General features: G+C 44.3%; 24 protein-coding genes. 12 read left to right on the forward strand and 12 right to left on the reverse strand.

Annotation, left to right across the window (positions count from 1 at the left end):
- Nucleotides 1-721: dehydroquinate synthase/iron-containing alcohol dehydrogenase family protein (locus tag L2740_RS20380; protein ID WP_248951864.1), on the forward strand; the 721-nt coding region annotated here is incomplete at its 5' end.
- Between the two features lie 68 nt (nucleotides 722-789).
- Nucleotides 790-1185: a cupin domain-containing protein gene (locus L2740_RS20385; protein WP_248951865.1), complete on the forward strand. Its 396-nt coding sequence runs from the start codon at nucleotides 790-792 to the stop codon at nucleotides 1183-1185.
- Nucleotides 1186-1364: 179 nt separating this feature from the next.
- Here the strand turns inward: L2740_RS20385 and L2740_RS20390 are convergent, their stop codons facing one another.
- The 4 genes from L2740_RS20390 to L2740_RS20405 form a co-directional block, all read right to left on the reverse strand.
- Nucleotides 1365-3161 carry an AMP-dependent synthetase/ligase gene (locus L2740_RS20390; RefSeq protein WP_248951866.1) on the reverse strand — a complete coding sequence of 599 codons (1797 nt, stop codon included), beginning with the start codon at nucleotides 3159-3161 and terminating at the stop codon, nucleotides 1365-1367.
- Nucleotides 3162-3451: 290 nt separating this feature from the next.
- On the reverse strand, nucleotides 3452-4753 hold the full coding sequence (locus L2740_RS20395) for a hypothetical protein (protein WP_248951867.1): 1302 nt from the start codon (nucleotides 4751-4753) through the stop codon (nucleotides 3452-3454).
- The gene (locus L2740_RS20400; protein WP_248951868.1) at nucleotides 4750-5592 is read right to left on the reverse strand and encodes an ABC transporter ATP-binding protein; all 843 of its coding nucleotides are present in this window, start codon (nucleotides 5590-5592) and stop codon (nucleotides 4750-4752) included. The genes L2740_RS20395 and L2740_RS20400 overlap by 4 nt, the downstream gene beginning before the upstream one ends.
- 43 nt (nucleotides 5593-5635) lie before the next feature.
- Nucleotides 5636-6010 (reverse strand): GntR family transcriptional regulator, encoded by a 375-nt coding sequence (locus L2740_RS20405; RefSeq protein WP_248951869.1) that lies wholly within the window; start codon nucleotides 6008-6010, stop codon nucleotides 5636-5638.
- Nucleotides 6011-6101: 91 nt separating this feature from the next.
- On the opposite strand from L2740_RS20405, the gene L2740_RS20410 reads away from it, so the two are divergent.
- The 5 genes from L2740_RS20410 to L2740_RS20430 all read left to right on the forward strand — a co-directional run bounded on the left by L2740_RS20410 (nucleotide 6102) and on the right by L2740_RS20430 (nucleotide 10280).
- Nucleotides 6102-7658, forward strand: coding sequence for an alpha/beta hydrolase (locus L2740_RS20410; protein WP_248951870.1), 1557 nt, complete (start codon nucleotides 6102-6104; stop codon nucleotides 7656-7658).
- Between the two features lie 10 nt (nucleotides 7659-7668).
- Complete coding sequence (locus L2740_RS20415; protein WP_248951871.1) at nucleotides 7669-8403, forward strand: ABC transporter ATP-binding protein; 735 nt, start codon at nucleotides 7669-7671, stop codon at nucleotides 8401-8403.
- A gap of 24 nt (nucleotides 8404-8427) precedes the next feature.
- Complete coding sequence (locus tag L2740_RS20420) at nucleotides 8428-9570, forward strand: ABC transporter permease (RefSeq protein ID WP_248951872.1); 1143 nt, start codon at nucleotides 8428-8430, stop codon at nucleotides 9568-9570.
- Between the two features lie 94 nt (nucleotides 9571-9664).
- Nucleotides 9665-9820 carry a hypothetical protein gene (locus L2740_RS20425; protein WP_248951874.1) on the forward strand — a complete coding sequence of 52 codons (156 nt, stop codon included), beginning with the start codon at nucleotides 9665-9667 and terminating at the stop codon, nucleotides 9818-9820.
- Between the two features lie 229 nt (nucleotides 9821-10049).
- Complete coding sequence (locus L2740_RS20430) at nucleotides 10050-10280, forward strand: hypothetical protein (RefSeq protein WP_248951875.1); 231 nt, start codon at nucleotides 10050-10052, stop codon at nucleotides 10278-10280.
- 38 nt (nucleotides 10281-10318) lie between these two features.
- Here the strand turns inward: L2740_RS20430 and L2740_RS20435 are convergent, their stop codons facing one another.
- On the reverse strand, nucleotides 10319-11326 hold the full coding sequence (locus L2740_RS20435; RefSeq protein ID WP_248951877.1) for a GlxA family transcriptional regulator: 1008 nt from the start codon (nucleotides 11324-11326) through the stop codon (nucleotides 10319-10321).
- A 169-nt stretch (nucleotides 11327-11495) separates the two neighbouring features.
- On the opposite strand from L2740_RS20435, the gene L2740_RS20440 reads away from it, so the two are divergent.
- Complete coding sequence (locus L2740_RS20440; RefSeq protein ID WP_248951879.1) at nucleotides 11496-11723, forward strand: hypothetical protein; 228 nt, start codon at nucleotides 11496-11498, stop codon at nucleotides 11721-11723.
- 51 nt (nucleotides 11724-11774) lie between these two features.
- Here L2740_RS20440 and L2740_RS20445 read toward each other — a convergent pair whose 3' ends face one another.
- Entirely contained in the window at nucleotides 11775-13433 is a 1659-nt protein-coding gene (locus tag L2740_RS20445; protein WP_248951880.1) for a methyl-accepting chemotaxis protein, read from the reverse strand.
- Between the two features lie 484 nt (nucleotides 13434-13917).
- On the reverse strand, nucleotides 13918-14451 hold the full coding sequence (gene mog, locus L2740_RS20450) for a molybdopterin adenylyltransferase (protein WP_248951881.1): 534 nt from the start codon (nucleotides 14449-14451) through the stop codon (nucleotides 13918-13920).
- 349 nt (nucleotides 14452-14800) lie between these two features.
- On the opposite strand from mog, the gene L2740_RS20455 reads away from it, so the two are divergent.
- Complete coding sequence (locus L2740_RS20455; protein WP_248951882.1) at nucleotides 14801-16126, forward strand: BamA/TamA family outer membrane protein; 1326 nt, start codon at nucleotides 14801-14803, stop codon at nucleotides 16124-16126.
- A 23-nt stretch (nucleotides 16127-16149) separates the two neighbouring features.
- A complete protein-coding gene (locus tag L2740_RS20460) occupies nucleotides 16150-17082 on the forward strand; it encodes a hypothetical protein (RefSeq protein WP_248951883.1) in 933 nt (310 codons plus the stop codon).
- Between the two features lie 46 nt (nucleotides 17083-17128).
- On the opposite strand, the gene L2740_RS20465 is transcribed toward L2740_RS20460, so the two are convergent.
- Nucleotides 17129-17599, reverse strand: coding sequence for an NlpC/P60 family protein (locus L2740_RS20465; protein WP_248951884.1), 471 nt, complete (start codon nucleotides 17597-17599; stop codon nucleotides 17129-17131).
- A gap of 150 nt (nucleotides 17600-17749) precedes the next feature.
- Between L2740_RS20465 and L2740_RS20470 the strand changes: the two genes are divergently transcribed.
- Nucleotides 17750-17896 (forward strand): hypothetical protein, encoded by a 147-nt coding sequence (locus L2740_RS20470; RefSeq protein WP_248951885.1) that lies wholly within the window; start codon nucleotides 17750-17752, stop codon nucleotides 17894-17896.
- Between the two features lie 306 nt (nucleotides 17897-18202).
- Here L2740_RS20470 and L2740_RS20475 read toward each other — a convergent pair whose 3' ends face one another.
- Genes L2740_RS20475 through L2740_RS20485 form a run of 3 tightly spaced genes read right to left on the reverse strand, consistent with a single transcriptional unit; the run spans nucleotide 18203 to nucleotide 21242 of the window.
- Nucleotides 18203-19348 (reverse strand): ABC transporter permease, encoded by a 1146-nt coding sequence (locus L2740_RS20475; RefSeq protein ID WP_248951886.1) that lies wholly within the window; start codon nucleotides 19346-19348, stop codon nucleotides 18203-18205.
- Nucleotides 19345-20295 (reverse strand): ABC transporter ATP-binding protein, encoded by a 951-nt coding sequence (locus L2740_RS20480; RefSeq protein WP_248951888.1) that lies wholly within the window; start codon nucleotides 20293-20295, stop codon nucleotides 19345-19347. Before L2740_RS20480 ends, L2740_RS20475 begins: the two co-directional genes overlap by 4 nt.
- Entirely contained in the window at nucleotides 20292-21242 is a 951-nt protein-coding gene (locus L2740_RS20485) for an HlyD family secretion protein (protein WP_028766657.1), read from the reverse strand. Before L2740_RS20485 ends, L2740_RS20480 begins: the two co-directional genes overlap by 4 nt.
- 219 nt (nucleotides 21243-21461) lie before the next feature.
- Between L2740_RS20485 and L2740_RS20490 the strand changes: the two genes are divergently transcribed.
- On the forward strand, nucleotides 21462-22769 hold the full coding sequence (locus tag L2740_RS20490) for a hypothetical protein (RefSeq protein WP_248951889.1): 1308 nt from the start codon (nucleotides 21462-21464) through the stop codon (nucleotides 22767-22769).
- A 56-nt stretch (nucleotides 22770-22825) separates the two neighbouring features.
- On the opposite strand, the gene L2740_RS20495 is transcribed toward L2740_RS20490, so the two are convergent.
- Nucleotides 22826-24679 (reverse strand): phytase, encoded by a 1854-nt coding sequence (locus L2740_RS20495; protein ID WP_248951890.1) that lies wholly within the window; start codon nucleotides 24677-24679, stop codon nucleotides 22826-22828.
- Nucleotides 24680-24683: the final 4 nt, after the last annotated feature.

The following is a 24683-nucleotide window of genomic DNA, read 5'->3' on the forward strand; positions in this document are numbered from 1 at the left end:
AGAAATGACCGTATTTGCCATCATCACTAACGAAGCTGATGAAACCAAATACCCAGTGGTTGATAAGCACTTTACTCCAATTATCGCGGTAAACGACTCAGAACTTATGGTGGCTATGCCTAAGTTCCTGACTGCTGCAACCGGTATGGATGCGTTAACTCACGCTGTTGAAGCTTATGTTTCTACTGCAGCAACGCCAATTACAGATGCCTCTGCTATTAAGGCAATTGAGTTAATCTCACAGAACTTAGCGACTGCAGTTGAAAACGGTGAAGATCGCCAAGCTCGTGATGCTATGCAATACGGTGAATACCTTGCAGGTATGGCCTTCTCTAACGCTTCACTTGGTTATGTGCACTCTATGGCACACCAACTCGGTGGTGTTTACGACTTAGTACACGGTCTATGTAACGCTATTCTTCTTCCAGAAGTATCACGTTTCAACGCTGTTGCCACACCTGCACGTTTTGTTGATATCGCTAAAGCCATGGGCGTAGATGTATCAAATATGACCCAAGAGCAAGCCATTGAAGCCGGTATTGCCGCTATCGAAGCACTTTCTCAACAAGTTGGCACTGCACAACGTCTAGCTGACTTAGGTGTTACAGAAGACAAGCTAGCATTTATGGCGCAAAACGCCCTAAACGATGCATGTTCTTTAACTAACCCACGTAAAGCAAGCCTTGAAGAAATCATCGAAATCTTTAAAGCACGTTTATAACTAACACTGATGCAAACAAGCTAAGGGGAGAACATGGCCTTCCCTTAGCCAATTATTTAAGGATTACCATGACAACATTAACTGCTCAAAACAACAAAATTACACTGATCAAATCTGGTTCATTCGCACTGAATGATCTAAGCCAGCTATTAAATATTGAAAACCTAAAAAGTGACATGGCTGAAGTGAGTGTCACTAACAACAGCAACGCACTGACTATTGGTCACTTCACCATGGCGCCAGGCACTGAGTTTGAGTACTTCTATGATTCAGTAGAGTACAAAGTGATCACCAAAGGTAAAATAGTAGTACGCGATACAGACAATGTTAAATACGTTGCTGAAGTTGGCGATGTATTACTTTTCTCTCCTGATGTCACAGTTATTTTTGATGCAGAAAGTGATGGTGAAGCAATCTACACAGCTCACCGCCTAGCTGCTGCAGACTTTGCACCGAAAGCGTAATTTATCAGTTTAAGCACCAATCTTTGTTTTAATGCTTACCTTTGACAGAGGGATTAGGCAAAGCTCACAAGCGTTAAGGCGGAGTGAAATGGTATTACAGCTTCTGACTACAGCAGTTTAAAGCTGAAAATAAATAAGGGATGCATTGCATCCCTTATTTAGTAGTAAAGCTCACTTAGTTAGCGGCTATACATCTTGTCGATTTCACGTGCGTACTTGTTGTAAATCACTTTACGACGAAGCTTCATGGTTGGGGTAATTAAGCCCGCTTCCATTGAAAACGCATCTGGTAACAAGGTGAACTTCTTAATCTTTTCAAAGCCAGCAAGCTCGCTTTGCAGTGTCTTAAGGCGTTGCTCAAAATGTTCAACTACGTGAGAGTGACGCAGCAATTCAATTTGCGACTCATAGCTTAAGCCTTTCTCTTTTGCCCACGCTTCTAATGACTCAAATGCCGGTACAATCAGTGCCGTTACATAGTTACGCGCATCAGCAACGATGGCCACTTGCTCGATGAACGGACAACAACCTACTTTGCCTTCAACACGTTGCGGTGCAATGTACTTACCGTTTGAGGTTTTCATTAGCTCTTTAATACGGTCGGTAATAAACAAGTTACCGTTTTCGTCTATACGACCCGCATCACCGGTTTTTAGCCAACCATCTTCAAACGCTTCAGCCGTTTCTTCAGGGCGATTGTAGTAACCACGCATGACGGTATCACCACGAACCAAAATCTCGTTGTCTTTACCTAGCTTGATTTCCACTTCCGGAATCGCTTGGCCATTTGATCCAGGCACTCGATTAGCCAAAGTATTACAAGTCGCAGTAGCTGTGGTTTCGGTCATACCGTAACCACAAAGCACTGGTACATCAATGCTTTGGAAGAAAGCGCTTACGTTTGGATCAAGTGCTGCACCGCCGCACGGCATAAATTTAAGACGACCACCTAACACTTGCTTTAACTTACTGAATACTAGTTTGTTTGCTAGCTTCCACTGTAAGCTCAAACCGATTGAGGCTTTATGGCGACCTTGGCCAACTTCAGATTGCTTATGACCAACAGACATCGCCCATGTGAACATCTTCTGGCGCATCTCTGGCGCTTTAATCACTTTATCTTGTACTGCGCTGTACACTTTTTCTAAGAAACGTGGCACTACACAAAGCGTATGTGGACGTACTTGAACAATCGCTTCTTTCACTGCCATTGGGTTAGACAAGTAAACGTTATGACCACCACGTGATAATACGTAGAAGCTCCAACCACGCTCAAATACATGGCTTAATGGTAAGAAAGCTAACGACACATCGCCCGGTGTAAACGGTAAGAAGTTATCGTGCTGACGCACCATAGAGGCAATATTGCGGTAATCCAGCATGACGCCCTTTGGATCACCTGTGGTGCCCGAAGTATAAATAAGGGTTAGCAAGTCATCTAAATCAAACGCTGCTAGGCGCTTTTCAAGTTCAGCGTCTGCCGCTAAATCAGTTTCTTGCGCAAGCAAGTCATCTAGATAGAAATGATTTTGTGGATCTTGTAGTTCAACAGATTTATTGAACACTACAATTTTGGTCAAGCTGTCACACTGGCTCACTAAGTCGCACGCCATTGCATAATGGTCAGCGTCACCAACGAATATCAGTTTTGCCGCCGCATCGTTAACAATATAAGAGGCTTGCTCAATGGTGCTAGTTGGGTAAATAGGCACTACCACTGCTTTGGCTTTTAATAGGCCTAAGTCAGCACAAGTCCACTGTGGACAGTTCTGTGACAGGATCACTGCACGATCTTGTGATTCAATACCGAACTGAATCAACACGCGTGCAATTTTAGACGTAATAACGTCAAATTGAGACCAGCTCACTTGGTGCCAAGGCGCTAGCGTTTCAAATCCTTCGAGCGCAATAGCATCGCCAAGTGCTTGGCTTTGTTGTTGTATTAATCGTACTACGTGGTATTGCTCGAGCGACATAAAATAACTACCTTTTAGCTTACAAGTGTTCCGCTTTGGCGCAAGTTTACTCGAAGAATCTATAAACACTAAGAGTTTTTGCTCTATTTCTGTTAACTAATACACAAAAAAAGGCCAACCTGAGAACTAGGTGGCCCGTAATTAACAAGCAAGCAATTAAGCTAAGTACATTAATTAAAAAAGAATTTTTTAATTAACAAGTGTACGCATTAATCTCGATTATTCACGTAACAAGTTAGATTAATTTTTAATCATTTTGCAGGATTACACGCTAATGTACGTAATTAAACTTATCGACTCAGCAGATCTTCACGCCATAAACACTGTTTTGCGCGCCACAATGAAGCAATCGATAAGAGTAAAAATAATAGATCCCATGCAACAAGATCCCATACCTGCGTTTGTTCTGCCGATGACATACCAACAGAGCTCCAGCCGGATAACAAGCCAATCAAAAAGATAAGTCCTGAGATCTGTATTGAGTTACGACACATAGAGCCTAAACCTAAGGTCGCTGCACAAGCAAACAAGGTAGTTAATACCATGTGCAGCCACACAGACAAGTTAATGCTCTGATCCAACAGGCTAACGATACTGGCCGTAATCATCATGCTAACCACCAAAATAGCCAACAAACGATATTGCGCCTGCATAAACGCGTTTATCATGCCTTGCTTACCATCAAATCCCGGCAGTACAAATAGGCTCTCAACCGCACGCCACCGCTGAATGCGACTCCAATGCAACATGCCACATAAAATACAGTTAAATTGCACGAGAAAAACCAGCACGGGGATCTCGACTGCATAATAATGACCAATACCAGCCAGCAGCAGTGTTGTTAATGGCATAAGCAATAGCAACATACTAAACACAGGACCAATAAAGTAATTAGCAGGGTGCAGACTACGTTCTATTCGGTTTAGCAAAGCCATTGAACGTGGCGATGGCAACCAAATCCAGCCCATCTCTAAGCCATTTAGATACACAGAACGTGCCTTGTTATTCCAAGTTAATCCCAGCATTTTTTTACTAACCAACAGCATTAGCGCCAGATTTAACAGCACTAAGACAATATTTGCCCCTTGAGGCAAGATTTGCTCTATGTAAGGCAGCATTGGCAGTGAGATATACAAGAAAAAGGAAAAATGAAACGCATTTTTTCTCGCTAAGCTGAAATATAAAAAGCTCAAACCTAATAGTAAACTTATCAACGACTCAGTAATTTTATCGAATGCGTCATAGGCAATAAAAAAACCGCACACCACACTCAGCATCAACAATAACAAAGCTGCGGCTTGCAGCATCACATTAAGCCGATATTGCGGGACGATACAGGCCCATTCAGTCGCCGCTAATCGATTCATTTGCCAACCAATAGCAATACAGATAGAGCCGATAGACATATTCATCAGCAAAACTAAGGTATCAACTTTTCTCTGCGCATCAGCGGGCAATATTAAAGGTAACCCTAGTACCATGACCAAGCCAAGTAGGGCAACCCCCAGAAAGCTGACGCAACCAAGATCGAATAACCACAGACGTATACTGCCTTTTAACCAAGCGCCTGAGCGGATATGGGCCCAGCTCATGAATGTAACTCCATAAATAGCTGTTCTAGGTTAAGTGATTCGGCCTGAATCAAGCCAGTAAACTCTTGCTTAAAATTATCCACCAGCACTTTATTGCCTTGGCGATTAAGAACCTGTAACTCCTCTGGTAACTGCGCCCCCTCTGCCAGAGTCAGCAACTTCACTTGTTCGCGCAGTGCATCGATTTCTTTAAATAGCACTAACTTGCCTTGTTTCAACAAGGCCAAGTGACTGGCAACGCGTTCGAGATCGGAAGTGATATGAGAGGAAAACAGCACGCAAGAACCTGACTCTAGGGCTAAATCAAATAGATCCGCCATAAATTTGCGACGCGCAATAGGGTCTAAGCTAGCGACAGGTTCATCTAAAATAAGCAATTTTGGCCGATATGACATCGCCATGATTAATGCAAGCGATTGGCGCTGACCAACAGATAAGCGTTGTACTTGTTGTTTGGGATCTAAATCGAAACGCTGCAGCCACTCAGTTTCTAACCCCCTATCCCAATCAGGATAAAAGCTGCGGTGCAGGTCGAGAGCTTTAACAACAGTAAAACCCTCGTAGCCAAAAGGCTGCTGAGGTACATAGCCTATTTGGGTTTTAAGCTCAGAACTTAGCTCTTTTACGGAGCTACCGAGCACGCTTACCTCGCCAACATTAGGCTCGATAATGCCTAATGCACAGCGCATCAAGGTTGATTTACCGGCACCATTTTGCCCCAATAAACCCACCACCATGCCGGGGTAAAGCTGCAAACTTAGATCATCGAGTGCTGTTTGCTGTTCAAACTGCTTGCTGACCTGACTAAAAGCCAAAGTCGCTGTTTGATTCATCTCCATCGAAACTTGTCCTTTCGTCTTGCTTATCCTAGCGAGATCCGGCTTATTTTTGCCAGCGCTCTCCTAAAAGCTGTTTTAATCCATCGAGATCAATACCCAACTGCTGTGCTTGTTTAATTAGCGCATCGACAGGTGCGAGTAATAACTGACTACTGTTATCGGATTCATTTTTCGCTCTTTGTGCCACACGGGTTGGCTGGCCTCGGCGGCGCTCTAGCCAACCTTGCTCGACTAATTGCTGGATAGCACGCGACACCGTCATTGGGTTTACCGTTAAGTGTTCAGCCATTTGCCGTACTGACGGTAATACCTGTTCACTTTGCAGCTGGCCACCCACAATCAAACGTACGATCTGCTCGCTTAATTGTCGATAAATTGGTTCACCGCTGCTGGGGTTGACATTTAGTAGTTCTAACATTAGCCTTTAGTCACTGTATTAATACATTGATACACCGATACAGTAACAAAGTTAACATAGATACGCTAAATTGCAAAAAGGAATCAGTATCATGCTTCATGGAATGTACTCTCAATTACGCGCACAGATTTCACCTGTGCTTTGGCGCCATAAGTCCGCCAGCGCAGCCATATTAATGGCTGTGGGCATGATCCCCCTTGCAGTTCACGCCGAAGAAAACAATGCGGCCACCACGCAACAAGCTTGTTATGTCGATGGCCTGTCAGAGCAGATGCAATGCGGCGCGATCTCAGTACCTGAGAACTACGCCAAGCCAGATGGTAAGCAGATCCAAATTCATTATGTAGTCATGCCAGCCACCAAGCCAAGCAACAGGCAAGAGGCCCTACTCGCTATTGCTGGCGGCCCAGGTCAATCGGCGATTGAGAATGCCCAAGGCTTTGATCGCATGCTAAGTAAAGTGCGCCAAACCGAAGATGTTATTCTTATCGACCAGCGCGGCACCGGCCAATCTAATCAACTGCAATGCATTGGTGACGCCTTTGATAGCGCACTCGCCATTGACGAAAGTCTTTTTGATACCCGAGTAGAAACCCAAAAATGTTTGGATGAGCTAGATGCCGATGTCACTCAATATGGCAGCCTAAATGCACTGAAAGATTTTGAAGCTGTACGCGCCCATTTAGGTTACCAAAAACTGCATTTATACGGCGTATCTTACGGCACACGTATGGCGCAACTTTATATGCGTCATTATCCAGAAAGCCTAGCAACCGTGACTCTTGATGGTGTCGTGCCTATGCAACAAAGCGTATTAGCCATAGGTAACGCTATTGCTCGTGCATTCGATTTATTGATTGAAGATTGTAGTAATAACCAGCTGTGCAATAAGCAGTTTCCAGACTTAAAAGCCGATCTGGATAAAGTCGATGCAGAGTTAACTCAAGCGCCGAAAATCAGCTTAGTACCTGACCCATTAACCGGTGAGGCCACTAAGCTGACAATGACTCGTAGTAAGTTTAAAGGTGCACTGCGCATGGCCTTATATTCACCAGCCACGCGTTCGCTTATTCCTCACGCTATACATCAAGCAGCCAATGGCAACTTTCAACCTATCACCGGCCTGTATGCCATGAGCATGGATAACGCGGGGATCGCGATGGGTATGCATGCTTCAGTGGTATGCGGTGAAGATTGGCAACGACTCACGCCAGAACTACGTGAGCAAACCAATCAAAGCTACTTTGGTCATGAGATGCTAAAAACTTTTGCCGAGTCTTGTGCCGTGTGGAACATGCCTGCAGTTGATGCCAGCTTTGGCGATGCGATTGCCGGCGATATTCCAACCTTGTTGTTATCGGGCGAATTAGATCCTGCAACGCCACCAAGCTGGGGCGAACTCGCTATGGAAAAACTCACTAATGCCAAACACTTTGTAGCGCCTTATGCGACTCATGGTGTGGCTTATCAGTCATGTGGTAACGACTTGATCGCCGATTTAGTCGAAACTGGCTCGGTAGCCGAACTAGATGCGGCGTGTTTAAGTGAAGATATTCGTCGTAATTTTTATCTTAACGCCAGCACAGTAGAAGCAATCCCCAGTGATGATGCTTCAAAGCCAGACGAACAAACAGCCCTGAATCAGTAAGGAAACCACCATGATCCAAGTATCAAACTTATCAAAACGCATCGGAGATGTGCAGGCGCTGAATGACTTAAGCTTTTCAGCACAAGACGGCCAAATTACTGGCTTACTAGGCCCAAATGGCGCGGGTAAAACCACCTGTTTACGCACCGTATTTGGGTTACTAAAGCCAGACCAAGGTGTTGCTGAAATTGACGGAATCGATATCGCCAAATCTCCCGTTGCAGCTAAACAGCAACTGGGATTATTTCCAGATCCATTTGGTTTATATGAGCGTTTAACTCCGCGTGAATACATTAGTTATTTTGCCGAACTCAATGGTTTATCACGCAAAGAGGCTAAGCTTGCCACCAGCAGCGTGATAGATAAGTTGCATCTGGCTGATATTGCCGACCGCCAATGTAAAGGCTTTTCTCAAGGCCAGCGAATGAAAACTGCTTTAGCGCAAGCCATAGTGCACCAGCCTACCAATATCATTCTTGACGAGCCAACCCGCGGCTTAGACGTAATGAGTACTCGAGTGCTGCGTGATATTTTGCGCGACCTTAAAAACCAAGGTCACTGCGTACTGTTTTCTAGCCATGTGATGCAGGAAGTTGCTGCGCTCTGCGACCAAGTGATTGTAATGGCTGAAGGCAAAGTGGTTGCCGTTGGCAGCCCAGATGCACTGTGCCAGCAAACCGGAAAGGACTCGCTCGAAGATGCCTTTATTCAATTAATTGGTACCGACGAAGGCATTGCAGCCTAATTAGGCTGATAAAAGGATTTCAACATGAGTAATAAAATAATTTCAATGATCCGCAAAGAGCTTATCGATGCAGCCCGAGATAAACGCTCGGTAATGGCGGGATTATATTACGCGGTAGGTACACCACTATTAATGTGCGGCATGTTCTTTTTGTTGATCGGCCAGCTAACCAGCCCGGAAGATCTCAATATCAAAATTGATAATGCCAAAGGCGCTCCGGACCTAGTGAAATTTCTTGCTAGCCGCGGCATTACCCACGGTGAGAGTGATGCCAAAGACACCAAAGATATTCAGCTGATAATCAGTGATGAATACGCCGCCAACATGGCAAAAGGACTCAGCGCTGAAGTCACGCTAATCGCTGATGCCTCTAATGAAAAATTACAAAACTCAATTCGTCGTTTAGAAAGAAGCTTACAGGAATACAGCGGAGAAATGGGTAGCTTACGTCTGATTGCGCGGGGCATTGATCCACGCGTAATGCAGCCGATTAAAGTGAATGTCAAAGATGAAGCCACCCCAGACTCTAAAGCGGGCATGATTCTAGGTCTTGCGACTATGACCATGATTTATGCGGTATTTATCTCGGGTATGAACCTAGCTATCGATACCAGCGCCGGTGAGCGTGAGCGTAATTCACTGGCATTGCTATTAAGTCATCCGGTTTCGACTTGGGAGATTGTGATTGCCAAAATCACTGCTGTGACTATTTTTGCCATGGTCGGCTTAGTGCTCACCTTGCTTATCTCTAAGGTGGCCTACAGCTTTGTACCTTGGCAAGAACTCGGTTTTGCCGTGAGCGTGAACACTAGCTTTATTGTAATGATGCTGCTTGTGGGCTTACCGGTAGCCATTATGGCAGCTTGCTTACAGCTATTTGTATCCTTTATGGCCAAGAGCTTTAAAGAAGCGCAGTCATACATCACTATCGTGTTAATGGTACCTATGATGCTTGCGATGGCGGCTAGTTACAACATCGCCCCGGAAGCCATTCAATGGTTACCAATATCAGGACAAATGCAGGCGTTAATTGAATTTATTAAAGGCCGTGAACTACCGCTAACTCAAATCGCAGTGTCATCGGCATTCACTTTAACCATTGCCACTGGCCTTGCTATTGGCATGCAAAAATCACTCAAGAGCGAGAAAATAGTGTTTGGTTTATAGCTAGGCGGCAGGGCTTAATCACTCATTAAGCCCTGCCATTGAGCGTTATTTTTTAAGGATTAAGGAATAAGGAATAAGGAATAAGGAAATAAATATGGAATTTATTGATAAGATTTTAACCAATGATAACACCGGCTTTATGCTGCTATTAGGGCTCGTTGTTGTAGTTCTGTGGTTTCTTCCTGCCATGCTCGCCTATACCAATCAGTACAAGAATTTGATCAACTCAGAGCGGTTTTTGGCAAACTAATTCAAGGCGAATAGCTGCAATAATGGTTATTCCCTTATAAAGCTAATCAACGCAGAAGTAGGCAGCCAAAAACGCTCCAGAATGGCGAGTTTTACTCGCCTGTATTCCAGCAGGGTTTTCACTCTTTGCTTGGGGGGGTCATGGTATGGGCCACAACAGGTAAAGTCGTTGATAAATATGCTAATCGTGCTAACACCCAAAGTTAGCCAATTATACTAAGGAGCAAATTATGGATATTCCTATGATTGTACTTATTGTGGCTGTTGTTGCGATTGCCACTGCCGGAGAAGCGTTTAAGCACTACTTAAAGTCGCGAAAAATTACTAGCTCAGAGATCACTAACAACGAGCTAGAACTGCTGCGTAAGCAAAACAAACATTTAGAACAACGCGTACAAGTGCTTGAGAAAATCGTTACCGATAATAGCTATGAGCTAAAGTCACAAATTAACGCATTATAAATCTACACAACCTCAATACTCATAGTGCTAACTAGGCGTTAGCAGCAGTCATGGGTATTAAATTTTTGCCGATAGGCTCGCGGCGTTAAACTGGTTATTTGCATAAATAACTTTCTAAACGAGCTCACATCTTCATAGCCAACCAGTGCAACTATTTGTTCAACCGCCAACTCGGTGGTTTCTAGCAATCTCTTCGCCTCATCAATCCTAAGCCTTTGTATATAGCTAGCCGGTGTTTCGTTGATGGCTTTTTTAAAGCGGCGGATTAACGTGCGTTTTCCCACAGCAAACTTATCGGCAATATCATCTAACTGCATATGACTTTGTAAGTGCAGCTGCATCCAGTCTTGAATGCGTTTAACTAATTCATCATTGTGCTTAGGGTCGGCAGCTAATGTAACAAATGCTTGTTGTGAGGTGCGATTAGGATCGATTAGCAACACCTTGGCCATTTGCGTTGCTATTTGCTCGCCTGCCAGCTTATGCACTAACTGCAAAGCCAAACTCAAATTAGCACTGGTCGCCCCCGCGGTATAAAACTCACCATCATTCATCACCAGATGTTCACTACAGAGTTTGACCTGAGGAAAACTGCGCTTAAACAGCTCTGCCAACCACCAAACGCAAGTGGCCTTTTTGTCATCCAGCACCCCAGATGCCGCCAACATCAAAGTGCCAGAGCAATAAGCGGCTATCGGTTTACCTGTGGTAGCAAATTTGCGTAGCGTATCTAAATGAGGCTTAAAGTCCTGCATATACGCATTAAACTCTTGCCGATTTGTAATGGTAGCCGAAGCAACTACCACAGCGTCGGCATGGCTAAGATAATGCTCAGCTTCATCATGGGAGACCACAGGCAACACAACATGGTAATCACTGTTTATCGGCTTACCGTTAGGGGAAATGATGGCACACTCGAATAGCATTTCGTCGGCGTTAGGATGAGTCACCTTCCAGTAAGTATTACAAAAGCTAAACACGTCCATAAAGCTTAAGATCCCACCTGCGACTGCATTATCGGCCGCCAAAACCACTATTCGCTTCATCACTCCTCCCTTTACAGTCACGCATTGCAAACACCGACTGTCACTTATCACCTTTATTTTGTCAATAATGACACTTAAAGCTCAGTTGTCCAGTTTTTATACTAATCAGTATTGGAAGGAGTATTGATTCGGCGCATCACTTATGTCGCTGTAATAAAGGAGTACAACAATGAGAAACAACATTAATTCAGAGGTGAGCAATAAGAGAACCGCAACCAATCGACTATTTAGCTTAGGTTACTTGCTGCTTAGCTGGAGCCTACTTGTATGGCTAAATTTCAATATTGAACCCAATCTATTTGGTCACTTTATCGCAATTCCCAGCCTAGGCTTATTAAGCGGCTACAGTGCGTATTTAATTACAATTAAAAACAACAAAGCCGCGAGCATTCGCTAGCGGCTTGAGTAATCGTCGTTAACCAGCTGACTTTGTGTACTTAACTGATTACTAGATTTTAAACTCTTGTACCAGTACCGATAAACGTTGAGCCATAACGGCTAAGTTCTCACCCTCTTTAGAGCTAATATTGGTGCCCTCTGCGGTTTGTTCTGCAGCATTACTAATGTTGACGATATTGGTGTTAATCTCCTCAGAAACCGTGCTTTGCTCTTCAGCTGCAGTTGCAATTTGGGTATTCATATCAGTAATCGTTGCTATTGCTTTGGCAATATTTTGCAGCACCTCACCTGCACTGCGGGCATGATTAACACTGTCATCAACGTATTGGCGACTATCAGTCATTGCATTGGCAGCTGATTTAGCACCGCCCTGCAACTTCTCAATCATACGTTGAATTTCTTCAGTGGATTCTTGAGTGCGACTCGCTAACGTTCTGACTTCATCAGCAACTACGGCAAAGCCTCGACCTTGTTCACCCGCACGCGCCGCCTCAATTGCCGCATTTAATGCCAATAAGTTGGTTTGCTCGGCAATGCCTTTAATCACATCGAGAATCGAGCCAATTTGGTGGCTATCATCTTCAAGATCTTTAACCACTTGCGCTGCACGCTCAATACCAACCGCTAAGCCCTCAATCGCTTGCACTGTGTTATTTACTACTTGTAAACCAGCTTGAGACTGAGTGTCAGTTTGCACAGCTGCGTCTGCGGCGTCGTTGGCATTTTTAGCCACTTCCACAACTGTCGCAGTCATCTCGTTCATTGCGGTGGCAACCATTTCCAACTCATCTCGTTGGGTCTGGACAGAGATCGCCGCATCAGCCGTGGTTACAGCCATACCGCGAGAAGAGTCAGCCAATGAGCTAGACGTTTCAGCCACGCTTAATAGACTCGTTTGAAACTTATCTAACATCAGGTTAAATGAACGTGAAAGCTGGCCTAATTCATCTTTGGTCGTAATATCAATTCTACGGGTAAGGTCTGAATCGGCCTGAATAGTGACGATAGACTGCTTCATGCTTTCAATTGAACTTAAAATAGCGCGCGACACAAAGAATAGAATCAAACCACCAAGGGAAAACGCAAAGAAAGTAATCGCAAATAGCTGCACTCGCATAGAAGCTAGCGCATCAAGAGCCTCTGCTTGAATATCGGTGCGTAACACCTGTTCGGCATCTGTTAAGTCGCGAAAAGTGCGTCTTGCTTCATTAGCAAATGGGCTAGCACCTTTACTGTATTCAACCCAAGCAACTTGCAATACTTCGGGAGTACGATCAACCGACTTTAGCGCTAACATACGTTGACGGCCATCTTCCAAAAATGCCTCAGTTGCTTGTTGAGATAGGTCGGCTAGCTGACGAATATTCTGACGTTCAGCCTGATTATTAATTGCGTTAATGGCTAAGTCTAAACCTTCAAAATGGCTATAAATATCTTCAATACGGGTTTCGAGTAAGCCGTAATTTTTAGTGAAATCATCACCAAGCATGATGCTACGTGATAGTCGTGATACGTAATTCATATCGCGGTTAATTGACAGCAAATATTTCTGGCTGTTTACCGCCGCCTGATCATATTCATCGAAACGTTGTTCTACATCTTGAGTGCTGTACACAACATCAACCAAAATCGCACACGCTGCCATACCAAATACCAGCATTACCGCCATTAGCTTTCGTTTAATACTTAATGAAGCTAGCCAATCCATTTTACTACTCCGAATACTTTATCAATGCACAAACGCAAATTTGCCCCAGAATAGAACATAAGTTGTTAAATTATTGAGATATTAATACCTTGGCGATATAAAAGTTTGTGAAAAAATATAAAAGGCTAATAAAGCGTTATTTGGCGATAGTTCACACTAAGAAAAATACTCAAATTGGTGAAAGGATTTATATCTCTTTAGCCATAAAAGCCCAAAGAATAACCAAAAGCACCTAATCCACTTTTGATTACCTATAACAAAAGCCAAAATGACTCGAGTAATCAATAGTGTTAAACACTTAATATCGTTAAAAATGATTATAATTAAATTGTAAACTTTGACAGAAACTAGATAGGTCTAGTACCAAGTTAGATAGTCAATTCACGCAGAAACAACAGTAAAAACTGGCGGGATTTCAGCCACAAAAAAGCGTGCCGAAACACGCTATTTTTATTCAAGATTTAGTAAAAACTAAGTAAAAAGATTACTTAGCTTTAGGTCTGAACGGCTTAATGACTGACTCATCACATTCTAAGAAAGGACCATCCATTAGATCGATACAGTATGGAATTGCTGGGAACACTGCATCCAGACATTCACGGATCGACTTTGGCTTGCCTGGCAAGTTTACAATCAGAGAGTCACCACGTAGACCTGCTGTTTGACGTGACAAAATAGCCGTTGGTACAAACTTTAATGATTCAGCGCGCATTAGCTCACCAAAGCCTGGCATCATGCGATCACATACAGCTTCTGTTGCTTCCGGTGTAACATCGCGCTTAGCAGGGCCTGTGCCGCCGGTTGTGACGATAAGGCTACAGTTTTGCTCGTCAGCCATCTTAATTAACGTTGCTGAAATCACGTCCTGCTCATCAGGGATCACCTCATAAACAGGCTCCCACTCAGATGTCAGGTATTCGTTCAGCACATCGATAATTGCCTTACCAGAAATATCTTCGTAAACACCAGCGCTGGCTCTATCACTTACCGTTACAATACCGATTCTAGCTTTGCTCATTTCTCTTCCTTCAATCTGATCTAGATAAACTGCTTCATTGAGAGTTTATCGTCAACGTTAGCGTCTCTATAGTCTGGCTTTAAAGTAGCATAAAGTTAACTATTTGGATTTGATTATTGTGGCGTTCGCAGTAAAAACCAATCACAGGCTATTTTATGATTATTTGCTAACCAACCAAGTCTGTCTGTACAAAAAACACACTGAAGTGACGACATTTGCTGCAAACGCGATATAGCTCGCATTTTTTTTGAAGTTCCAGCCTCTAACAACACTTGTTTTCGACAAATTCTGCCGTACTCTTGCGTCTTCTCGAATTCAGCTGAATTCGCACCATGTCAGGGGACAATAATTGAACAGCACATCAGGCTTATGGCAAGCAAGCTTAGCCTTAATCGCAATGCTTTTTTCAACGACGAGTATTGCCACTTCAAGTCAGCAAAACTTACCAACCAAAAGCAGTGAACAGCCTTTTTTCAGCAACCAACAACAAGCTGAAGAACGCAGTAAGGCTTACGATGATGCAATTGAAGAACTCGACGCTCAACAAGATAACTGCACCACAGAGCAGGTTTGCGATGAGCTTGACGCTGCAATCACTGATCTTGAGTACGGCAAGCACAATCATATCGCTAAAAATGGCCTAGCCATGTTCGATATTTTGGGCGGCCCCGCATTTACCCCTGAAAACGGTATGATGATGGCTCTTGGCGGCCTGTACTCCTTTAAAACCGAGCGCGAGCAAACAGAATTACAACGCTCGAGCGTGTCACTATTCGGTATTGTAAATAAAGGTGACGGCGATGTGGGTTATAGCATTCGCTCAAAACAGAACCTGTTTTTTGATAACGACGATATTCGTTACAACGGCCTGTTTGTATTGGCTGACCAAAGTGAAAACTTTTGGGGAGTCGGTTACAACGCAGGTAAGCAACAGGCTGCATCTGATGACACTTTGTTAAACAAAACATCACTAAGTTACCACGCAAACTTAGACTTTAAGAGTGACTACGGTTTCTACTTTGGCCCAGCACTGCGCTTAAACTACTTTAAGCCAGATCAAACTAGCCTGCCGCAAAATGCAATTGATGATGAAAACTTCCAACAATACAAAGATAAACCTTTGTCTATGGGTTTAGGCTTTTCGGTCAGCTACGACAGTCGCGATGTTGCGGTTAACGCATGGCAAGGCCAATTCCTTAACCTAGAGTACATCAACTACAACCCAAGTTTTGGCAGCGATAATCGCTATCAAAAGGCGCTTATCGACCATAGATATTACTTACCGCTGGCATTAGGCAAGGTATTAGCATTTTACAATGCCTACCAATGGAGTGATGGCGATGTTCCTTACTATGACTTACCGACTTTAGGCGGCCAAGCATCGCTACGCGGCCTGTATCAAGGGCGTTACCGCGACAGTGAAGCAATTGAGCACACCGTTGAATACCGCCATACCTTTTTACGCCATAACGGCGAATTGTCGGCTCATGGCATGACTTTGTGGGCAGGTGTTGGCTCTATTGCAGGCACAGATACTCACCTTTATGAAAAGCTTTTATATAGCTACGGCGTTGGTTACCGCTACGAGTTACAGCCAAGAATGAACGTGCGCGTTGATCTTGGTTTAAGTGACGGCGACAGCGGGTTTTACCTGACCTTTACCGAAGCCTTTTAATTAATATCTTGAGAAAAAACCAAATGAACAAACACCTTGTGATTGTGATGCTATTAGCGACTTTCGGCCTAAACGCATGGGCAGACGACAGTAGCGACACCACTGATATTGAGCGCCAGCAACCTGCTCACTGGAGCCACCTACCAATTTGGGGCGACAAAGCCCGCGAGTTGGGTTATGAACTACCTATTCCTGTCGGTTTTAATATTTATTACAACAAGCAGTCGGTTGCTTACGACGCGAAAGACAATTTCAATCTAGGTCTAACCGGCAGCGGTTGGCTACACAATATCAATGCTAACGTAGTTATCCCAGCTGATGATGTGATCATTACCGGTGAAGATGAAAGCATTCAGCTAAGAGCCGATGCTTGGGTATTACCGTTTTTAAATATTTACGGTTTAGCGGGTTACACCAAAGGCCATAAAGATATTTTGGCAGACCTAAGTAATGCTGAAGGTTTAGGCCCTAATGGCATCAATATGGTGCTACCAATTCCTATTGAGTACACAGCATACAACTTAGGTGTAGGTGCTGTACTTGCTGGCCAAGCGGAAGTGATTCCGGGTATGCATCCGTTCATATTTACCGGCGTGGCGGCATTTACTAACTCATGGACCACCACCACTGACAGCACGATTCAAACCTATATTGGCTCAATCCGTATGGGGCAAAGATACGATGTTGGCGGCGATAAGTTGGCCTTCTTATTAGGTTATAACTACCAAATGATTAACCAGAAAATCGGCGGTAGTTACGATTTTAATGTGCCACTATTCAATAAACCTGGCGGCCTAGCCATTGACTATGATGTGCACTTAGTTAGCTCTGAAAGCCACAATATGTCGGTCAGTATGGTGTATGACTTTGGCCCTAAAAATGAGTGGAATATCTTTGTTGAATACGGTTTCTTAAACTGGGATCAGGTATTGCTTTCAGTTGGTCGCCGCTTCTAATCGACTTGCAACCTCAAGGTGCTCATTGGCACCTTGAGAGTCTCTTTTAGGGTCTTCTCGCTAGCCAATATTTTTGTTTCCAATAGCTATTATTCAAGCTTGAGATCATCACCCCTTGGCTAGTTGATGCATGTAAAAACTGCGAGTCGCCAATATAAATTCCCACATGACGAGTACTCCAGCCAGTTTTAAAGAACACTAAATCCCCCGCTCGCAACTGACTTTTACTCACGCTGCTACCGATATTTTTCTGTTGTTCAGTGGTCCTTGGTAGCTGCCTGCCAAACTGATTTTGAAAGGTAAGCAGCACAAAAGCAGAACAATCGATACCAGACTTACTATTGCCTCCTAAGCGATAAGGTACCCCCTGCCACTCTCGATGCATTTGTAATAACTGACTTTTTGTTTGCGCTGAGTTAGATAATGAGTGCTTACTCGAACCACGACTCGGCTCTGGAGGCGCACTTGAGCAGGCGGTTAATAACGCACTTAACAACACAATAATTAAAAACTTCATCTGCATTCCAATATTAAAATCACTAACTAGCCCCGCCATAAAACTTTAAAAGTAGCTTAATTAACAAAAATAAATACTCAAAGTGGCTATCAAATTCATGTATTTAAACTATACCTAAATATACGCGCTAGTTAATGACAGGATCCGCCCATGGAGAAATTTTTATTTGGTCATCATCACCATAATCAATTTGCTGTTTCTAAACTTGAAGATGAAGAATCTACAATGGTAGAGGAACATGCCAGCACTGAGGAGCAAGAGGAGGAGAACTGCAGTTATATCCTTGGCTACAATTGATAAAAACGCCGCTGCTAATGTGTTTGTTATTAGCGCGGCGATATACCTAAAACCTTCACTACCCAGTTTCATTCTACATATATTTTAAGCAGCCAAATCTATTTCAAGCTATCCATTCAATTGAAATATCTGTTTATTTAACTTTATCCCACAGTGAATCAGCAAAACAGAAACTCTCACCGCAATGCCTGATTAAATAATTAAAAGTCCTTTTATAAATATTGACTCAACAATATTTATGCATCTTAAAAGCCATATAAATGGTTATTAATCGGTTATACACAATATAAATTCACAAAAGGCTGGCTAACCTAAGTTCTTTTTAAATCGTAACGACGCCACGATTAAGCCAATAATCGTGAAAATAGCCAACCAAGTCACATCGTAAGTCATGTCTATAATTTCTACATCGCGTAATACGACTCCGCGGATAAGTCGCATGAAATGGGTTGCTGGTAACGCCTCGGCAATGTATTGCGCCGCTATCGGCATTCCTTCGTACGGGAACATAAATCCAGATAACAAAATTGATGGCAATAAAACAAAAACTGTCATTTGCATCGACTGTAGCTGACTTTTGGCTATGGTAGATATCACCAACCCCAAGGTTAAACTTGCCATAATAAACAACAAGGTAGCCCCCGCTAACTGCAGCAAGCTGCCATTGATAGGCACATTAAACACGCTATAGCCCAACCCCAGAATAATAGCCACCTGCACGATACCAATCAGCATATAAGGGATAATTTTGCCCAGCATTAATTCAATTGAACGGATAGGCGTGGTGATTAGCATCTCTAAGTTACCGCGCTCTCGTTCACGCACAATCGCAGCTGAGGTAAACATAATCATGGTCATAGTTAAGATTACGCCCACCAGCCCCGGCACAATATTCACTACGGTGCGCTGCTCAGGATTATAAAACAGAGCCACCTCAAAGGTCGGCGTTATCCGATTTGCAGGCAGTCCGAGCAGCTCAGTTAATGGCATTGCCCTTAGTCCCTTAATTGCAGCGGCAATCATAGTATCTGACCCATCAACAATCCACTGCGCAACAGGGCGGCTGGTTTCCTCGTCGCTGGAGGGAGGCGTACCTAAGCCAACCGTTTTATGCCGCACTAAACGCTGACTAACATCTTTAGGGATCACCATTACTGCCCGCACTTCACCACGCGCAATGCCCGCATGAGCCGCCTCAACATCATAAAAATGTTCAGTAAACTCCACCACTTGGGTGGCTGTAACGGTTTGAATTAGCACTCGACTTAAAGCTGTTTGGCTTTGATCGACGACGCCTACCGGAATATCACGAATGTTAGTGTTAATGGCAAAGCCAAATAGCATCAGCTGGATCAGCGGGATCATAATCACCATGCCAAAGGTCATTCGATCTCGCTTAAGCTGGGTGAGTTCCTTGGTGACTATTGCCTGCAATCGGTAAAGTGTTTTCATTGTCGCCCCTTACCGGTACAAGTTACAAATACATCTTCAAGGCTTGGACGCACTAAAGTTAAAGCCGATTTATCTAACGCCGTTTGCTGAACAAGAAAGTCGAGAGGGTCATCACAGCTATCTTGCACTAGCACTAGCACTCGTAATCTTGAACCAAGCTGCGCGGCAGAGATGACTTCAGGGAGTACTATAAGCTGCTGTTTAAGTTGCCGTAGTTGACTCGACTCAATCTCGACCACTTGCGCCCCCATATTTTGCATAAGTTCATCGGGAGAACCATCAGCGCGCTTCACGCCAGCTTCAAGAATTGCCAGCTTATGACAGCGCTCAGCTTCGTCCATATAATGGGTCGACACTAAAATAGTGGTGCCTTGTTCGCACAGGTCGAATAGCTTCTCCCAAAAATTACGCCGGTTCTCAGGATCAACTGCCGAAGTGGGTTCGTCCAAAAACAGTAACTCAGGTTTATGCATGGTGGCCGCCGCTAAACCCAAACGCTGCTTTTGTCCGCCACTCATGCTGCCAGCAAGCTGATGCGCTTTTTGATCTAAGCCATATGTCTCTAGTAACTCATCTATCCGCGACTGTTGTTCGCTGCGAGATAAACCATAGATTTTGGCGATAAACTTGAGGTTTTCTTTTACGGTAAGGTCATCGTACAAGGAGAATTTTTGCGTCATGTAACCGATTTTAAGGCGTAACTTCTCAGCGTCTCGGGGCAAAGTAAGCCCTAAGATCTCTATCTCGCCCGATGTTGGCAGCAGTAAGCCCGTCAGCATACGAATCGCTGTGGTTTTACCGCAACCATTAGGCCCAAGAAAGCCATAAATTTGACCTTTACCGACTTCAAAGTCGAGATTCTCAATCGCCTTTAAGCTACCAAAATGCCGACATAAACCTTTAGTTTTGATGACCGATTGTTGATGCTGATTTGATGACTGGCTCATGGCATTTCAACCTGAGCAGGCACACCACTTGGCAATTGCGCTGCACTATCGGGTAATTGCACTTCAGCTAAATACATCAGGCGGGCACGCTCTTCTTGGTTGAGCGCATAATAAGGTGAAAATGCAGGTTCATTAGCAATCCAACTAACTTTACCCTCGATAGGTTGATCTACGCCATCCACATGCACAAGCAAAGCATCCCCGACGCTCACTTTGACACGATAAGGCTCAGGCACATAAACTCTAGCAAACGGTGCTTTACCGGCTAACACCACAGCTAACGGACTACCTTGTGTAACCCTTTCGCCTAAGTTCCACGGTAAGTTATCTAATATACCGTCACGGGTAGCGCGAATGGTTAAATCCGCTAATTTTTTCTGCTCACCAGCAAGTACCGCTTCGGTTGCATCTAAATTAGCCAGCGCAAATCGGATATCCTCTTCTCGCGAGCCCGCAACTAATTCGCGTAGCTGCTCTTGCGCACTATCTAAGTTGGCCACACCAGAGTCTCGCGTCGCTAAAGCACGATCTAAATCCGCTTTGCTGGCCAAGTTATCTTTCGCCATACTAGCAATACGGCGATAGTTTGCCTCACTTTCTTGCAAGGTGGCTTTAGCCCCTGAGACTTTGGCTCTTGCGGCGGCAATCTCCTCTTCTCGCGCACCTTTTAGTAGCTTTTCATAATTGGCGGTCGCCTGAGCCACATCAGCTAACGCTTTAGCCACATTAGCTTTTTGCAGCGTATCATCAAGCTGAACTAACACAGTACCTTGAGTTACCTGACTTCCTTGCGCAACTGGCAAAGAAACCACGACCTCATTGGTGGTTGCCGTCAAGGCGATTCGCTGCCGCTCAAGGCTACCTAATGCCATAGATGTTGAGCCGCTATCGCATGCTGTTAATAAAAATAATACAGACACAATCATCAATATGCGCACAATTTCCATCCTTAGGTATCTTGCTTAAACCGTTGATTATTTAATCACAACCGCTCTTTTTATACACTAAAGTATTGATTTAATCCCTTTTGAATAGCGTTTTTTTGAAATTTTTTGAAATAACTTGAATCGACTTTATTAACCAATCAATTACCGTATTTTTAAAAGTCAGTATCAACCGCTTTCGATAAATCACTTCTAATGACTTTGGCAAGAAAAGGAGTTCCTATGTCAATTAAGACCTACCCGCGTGCTCAACGCATTGTATGCTCTTTATTCTTAATCAGCTTTCTCAGCGCTTGCAGTAGTGACGACAATGACAATGCAGAGATTGAACAACCCGTAACCCAACCAGTAACCACACCAAATGAATCTGGTGTGTTTCTCGATAGCCCTGTAATTGGCATAGGTTATAAAACTGAAACCCTATCAGGGGTGACCGATGCCGAAGGGCGTTACGACTATGTCGATGGCGAAACAGTCACTTTCTTCATTGGCGATCTTGAGTTCCCAGCAACAACGGCCTCTGGCGTAGTTACACCACTCAATATAGCCAACACAGAAGATATTACAGACGATAAGGTCGTCAATATGGCTAGGTTGCTGCAAACCTTAGATCAAGATGGCGACCCCGATAACGGTATAACAATCACACAAACTGCTATTGATACAGCCGAACCGGTAGACTTCAGCCTCTCTACCGCTGATTTTGCTGCCGCCGATGCGGTAAAAAACACAATCGCAAACGGTGGTCAAGATAACGTAACTTCTGAACTTATCAGTGAGGAGTCTGCGCTTGCTCACCTAGCAGAGCAACTCGATGAAAATGCGATCCAACTCGGAATTGTCGGCAGCTGGTCAATCACTAATAGTGAAACTGATCTGCTCAGTATCACCTTCTTTAACAACGGAACTTATGTGTTATTTGAAGTCGAAGATGCTAGCTCTACAGAAGATGCCGGCATGGAGTGGGGAACTTATGAGCGTGATAGCGAAACGAATCGCGTTTATGCCACCCAAGACTTTGATGGCAATGGCGATATCGGTCTTAATGACTTTGACAAAACAGCTGGCAACCCACAACTCTTTGCGACGATTGTCGATGGCCAGTTAACTCTCAATGTTGATGAAGACGCAGACGGCACAATTGATGAAACACTCATCTTTGCTCCATTAGCAAACACTGTAGAACTTGGGCCTTGGTTAATCAGAGATATTGACGGCGAACCAGATGAAAACGACCTGCTTATGTTTGTATTCTATGAAGATGGAACATATGTCCATGCAGAAGTGGATTTTAGTGACCAAGATGAGAAGTCTGGCATGGAATGGGGCAAATACAGCATTGACCCTGATAACAATAAAGTCTCTGTAGATATCACTTTTGATGCAAACGGTGATACAGGACTGACAGACTTCACGCTTGATCCAACATTAGGACTCTTCTTATCAGTTAGTAATGACGTGTTAAGCTTAGGCGTCGATGAGAATGGTGATAACCAAGTCGATCAAACTCTGTTTTTCAGCCGACCTTAAACAAGTTAGCTTAAATAAACAACAAGGCGGCTAGACCGCCTTGTTGTTTATTAAGACTATTTTAGCTCGAGCGCTTGGCTGATTTCACTCCAAGGCACCCACTTAAAATTCTGATTTTGATCCGGCATGCGATTGCGGCCATCTTGCACCACCATCATACCTTGCGCCCAACGCCCACTGCCAACGGCTTGCGTAGTAACATCTAAGCCATCGGTTTCCGCACTACCATCAAAACCTTTAGCAGCATTCACCCCGATACGAAAACGCCCTACATACTCATATGGCGCTTGGCTTTGGTATAGCAAATAGCTATCGTTGCCTTGGCTAGATACAACTAAATAGTCTGCACTAGCCGTTTGATATAGGGCTATTCCCTCAATATCAGCCACCAATGGCCCACCAGCTTGAATAATCATCTCAGCGTTAATTTGCAGACGGTTGCTTGGGGTGTCGCTAGCGAGATCAAATAGCCAAATACCACTATTTTCTTCACCTAGAAATAACCGCTGTTGTTTGTCGTCAGCCACACAACCTTCTGGTTGGCTAGGTACAGTGAGGCGGCGAACTTCTGTTGCCGTTAATTGACCGTCTTGCCAGCGAAGCGCCATTTGACTGATCTCTCCGGCCTTATTATTAACAAAAGCATACAGCTCATCAGCCTGTGGTTGATACAAGCATAGGCCATAGATGTCGGTTAACGGCGTGGCTTGCTCAGCTAATTGAATGAGTTCACCCTCGTTGTTTAACTCAAACAAGCTTAAACTGTCACGGTCTCTATTGCTTGCCACTGCAATATCCCTAAGCTTACCACCTAAGTTAACACCTTGGCGGATATCAACATTATTCACCCGCCCCACAGCCAAGGCTTGAACTTGTTGACCCTGCATATTAAAACTCAATAATCCCCAACGCTTATTCGTGCCAAGTATGCGACTTTTTTCTGGTGCCGTTGGATGGATCCAAATGGCCGGATCATCCATGGTATCACCAGCTCTATCTGCAATACTGCTTTCAACCGCTGTAGGTACTTCTTTAATTACGTCTTTACTCGGCGTCCCTGCTGGGTGCGAACCATACAACTGCGCTTGCTCAAACTGACCTAGGTAAAAGTAGCCATCCTCATCTGAGTACGCCTGCGCTTGATTATCTGCGATATACAGGCTCTCTAAAGCTAAGTTTTGAGTAAACGGTGAGTTTAACCGCTGGCCTTGAGCATCAAACATTTGACCTGACTCATCCAGCATCACAGGTTGGTCCGCAACCATTGCCAGTCCTGTTAGCGAATTGTCGGGCAAGCTGACAACGAGTGCAGATTCATCAGGGCTATGAGGCGCTGCGGCATAGCGCCATAAGCCTTGACCATTATCGATAACATAGAGCTGCTCATTGCTGTCAACACGGCATTTTAGCGCGCCCATTGCTACTGACATGCTGCGCACTAGCTGTGGTTTCCATTGCTCATCGCTTGTTAAAAGCCATTGCTCTGCACGGCCTGCTTCATCGCCAATCCATGCATAGAGGTTGCCATCTGCAAGACGCGGTTGTAAGCAAAGCCACTCAACTTGAAAGCTGCGTTTTGGTAACAAAACTAATCGCTGCATATTATTGAGATCAAGCTTAATACCTTGCACTTGGTCGACCTGAGTATCGTAAGTTAGGGCAATATTGTTATGTACGGCTAAATACTCAAATTGCCCCGGCACCACGGTTTTAAGCCCAGCGTTATCGGTAAGTAATAGTCCTTGCTGCTCGCTGGCGTATAACCAGTGGCTTTGCCATTTTGCCACTTCACTGCCACCAGCAGGGCTAGGTTGCACAACCTCTGCGGTTTGCGCTTGGACTGCAATTAGCGCCGAACTTAACAGGGTTAATCCGAGTGCCGACTGAGTGAGAACATGTTTAAAAGTCATTAGC

The organism is Shewanella pneumatophori (assembly GCF_023283895.1).
Classification (GTDB): domain Bacteria; phylum Pseudomonadota; class Gammaproteobacteria; order Enterobacterales; family Shewanellaceae; genus Shewanella; species Shewanella pneumatophori.

Coding starts and splice junctions, on each gene's coding strand:
- L2740_RS20425 (WP_248951874.1), top strand. CDS start 9,665: ATGGAATTTATTGATAAGATTTTAACCAATGATAACACCGGCTTTATG.
- L2740_RS20445 (WP_248951880.1), bottom strand. CDS start 13,433: ATGGATTGGCTAGCTTCATTAAGTATTAAACGAAAGCTAATGGCGGTA.
- L2740_RS20470 (WP_248951885.1), top strand. CDS start 17,750: ATGGAGAAATTTTTATTTGGTCATCATCACCATAATCAATTTGCTGTT.
- L2740_RS20490 (WP_248951889.1), top strand. CDS start 21,462: ATGTCAATTAAGACCTACCCGCGTGCTCAACGCATTGTATGCTCTTTA.
- L2740_RS20400 (WP_248951868.1), bottom strand. CDS start 5,592: ATGGAGATGAATCAAACAGCGACTTTGGCTTTTAGTCAGGTCAGCAAG.
- L2740_RS20475 (WP_248951886.1), bottom strand. CDS start 19,348: ATGAAAACACTTTACCGATTGCAGGCAATAGTCACCAAGGAACTCACC.
- L2740_RS20485 (WP_028766657.1), bottom strand. CDS start 21,242: ATGGAAATTGTGCGCATATTGATGATTGTGTCTGTATTATTTTTATTA.
- L2740_RS20440 (WP_248951879.1), top strand. CDS start 11,496: ATGAGAAACAACATTAATTCAGAGGTGAGCAATAAGAGAACCGCAACC.
- L2740_RS20460 (WP_248951883.1), top strand. CDS start 16,150: ATGAACAAACACCTTGTGATTGTGATGCTATTAGCGACTTTCGGCCTA.
- L2740_RS20395 (WP_248951867.1), bottom strand. CDS start 4,753: ATGAGCTGGGCCCATATCCGCTCAGGCGCTTGGTTAAAAGGCAGTATA.
- L2740_RS20420 (WP_248951872.1), top strand. CDS start 8,428: ATGAGTAATAAAATAATTTCAATGATCCGCAAAGAGCTTATCGATGCA.
- L2740_RS20495 (WP_248951890.1), bottom strand. CDS start 24,679: ATGACTTTTAAACATGTTCTCACTCAGTCGGCACTCGGATTAACCCTG.
- mog (WP_248951881.1), bottom strand. CDS start 14,451: ATGAGCAAAGCTAGAATCGGTATTGTAACGGTAAGTGATAGAGCCAGC.
- L2740_RS20410 (WP_248951870.1), top strand. CDS start 6,102: ATGCTTCATGGAATGTACTCTCAATTACGCGCACAGATTTCACCTGTG.
- L2740_RS20415 (WP_248951871.1), top strand. CDS start 7,669: ATGATCCAAGTATCAAACTTATCAAAACGCATCGGAGATGTGCAGGCG.
- L2740_RS20465 (WP_248951884.1), bottom strand. CDS start 17,599: ATGAAGTTTTTAATTATTGTGTTGTTAAGTGCGTTATTAACCGCCTGC.
- L2740_RS20390 (WP_248951866.1), bottom strand. CDS start 3,161: ATGTCGCTCGAGCAATACCACGTAGTACGATTAATACAACAACAAAGC.
- L2740_RS20435 (WP_248951877.1), bottom strand. CDS start 11,326: ATGAAGCGAATAGTGGTTTTGGCGGCCGATAATGCAGTCGCAGGTGGG.
- L2740_RS20430 (WP_248951875.1), top strand. CDS start 10,050: ATGGATATTCCTATGATTGTACTTATTGTGGCTGTTGTTGCGATTGCC.
- L2740_RS20405 (WP_248951869.1), bottom strand. CDS start 6,010: ATGTTAGAACTACTAAATGTCAACCCCAGCAGCGGTGAACCAATTTAT.
- L2740_RS20480 (WP_248951888.1), bottom strand. CDS start 20,295: ATGAGCCAGTCATCAAATCAGCATCAACAATCGGTCATCAAAACTAAA.
- L2740_RS20385 (WP_248951865.1), top strand. CDS start 790: ATGACAACATTAACTGCTCAAAACAACAAAATTACACTGATCAAATCT.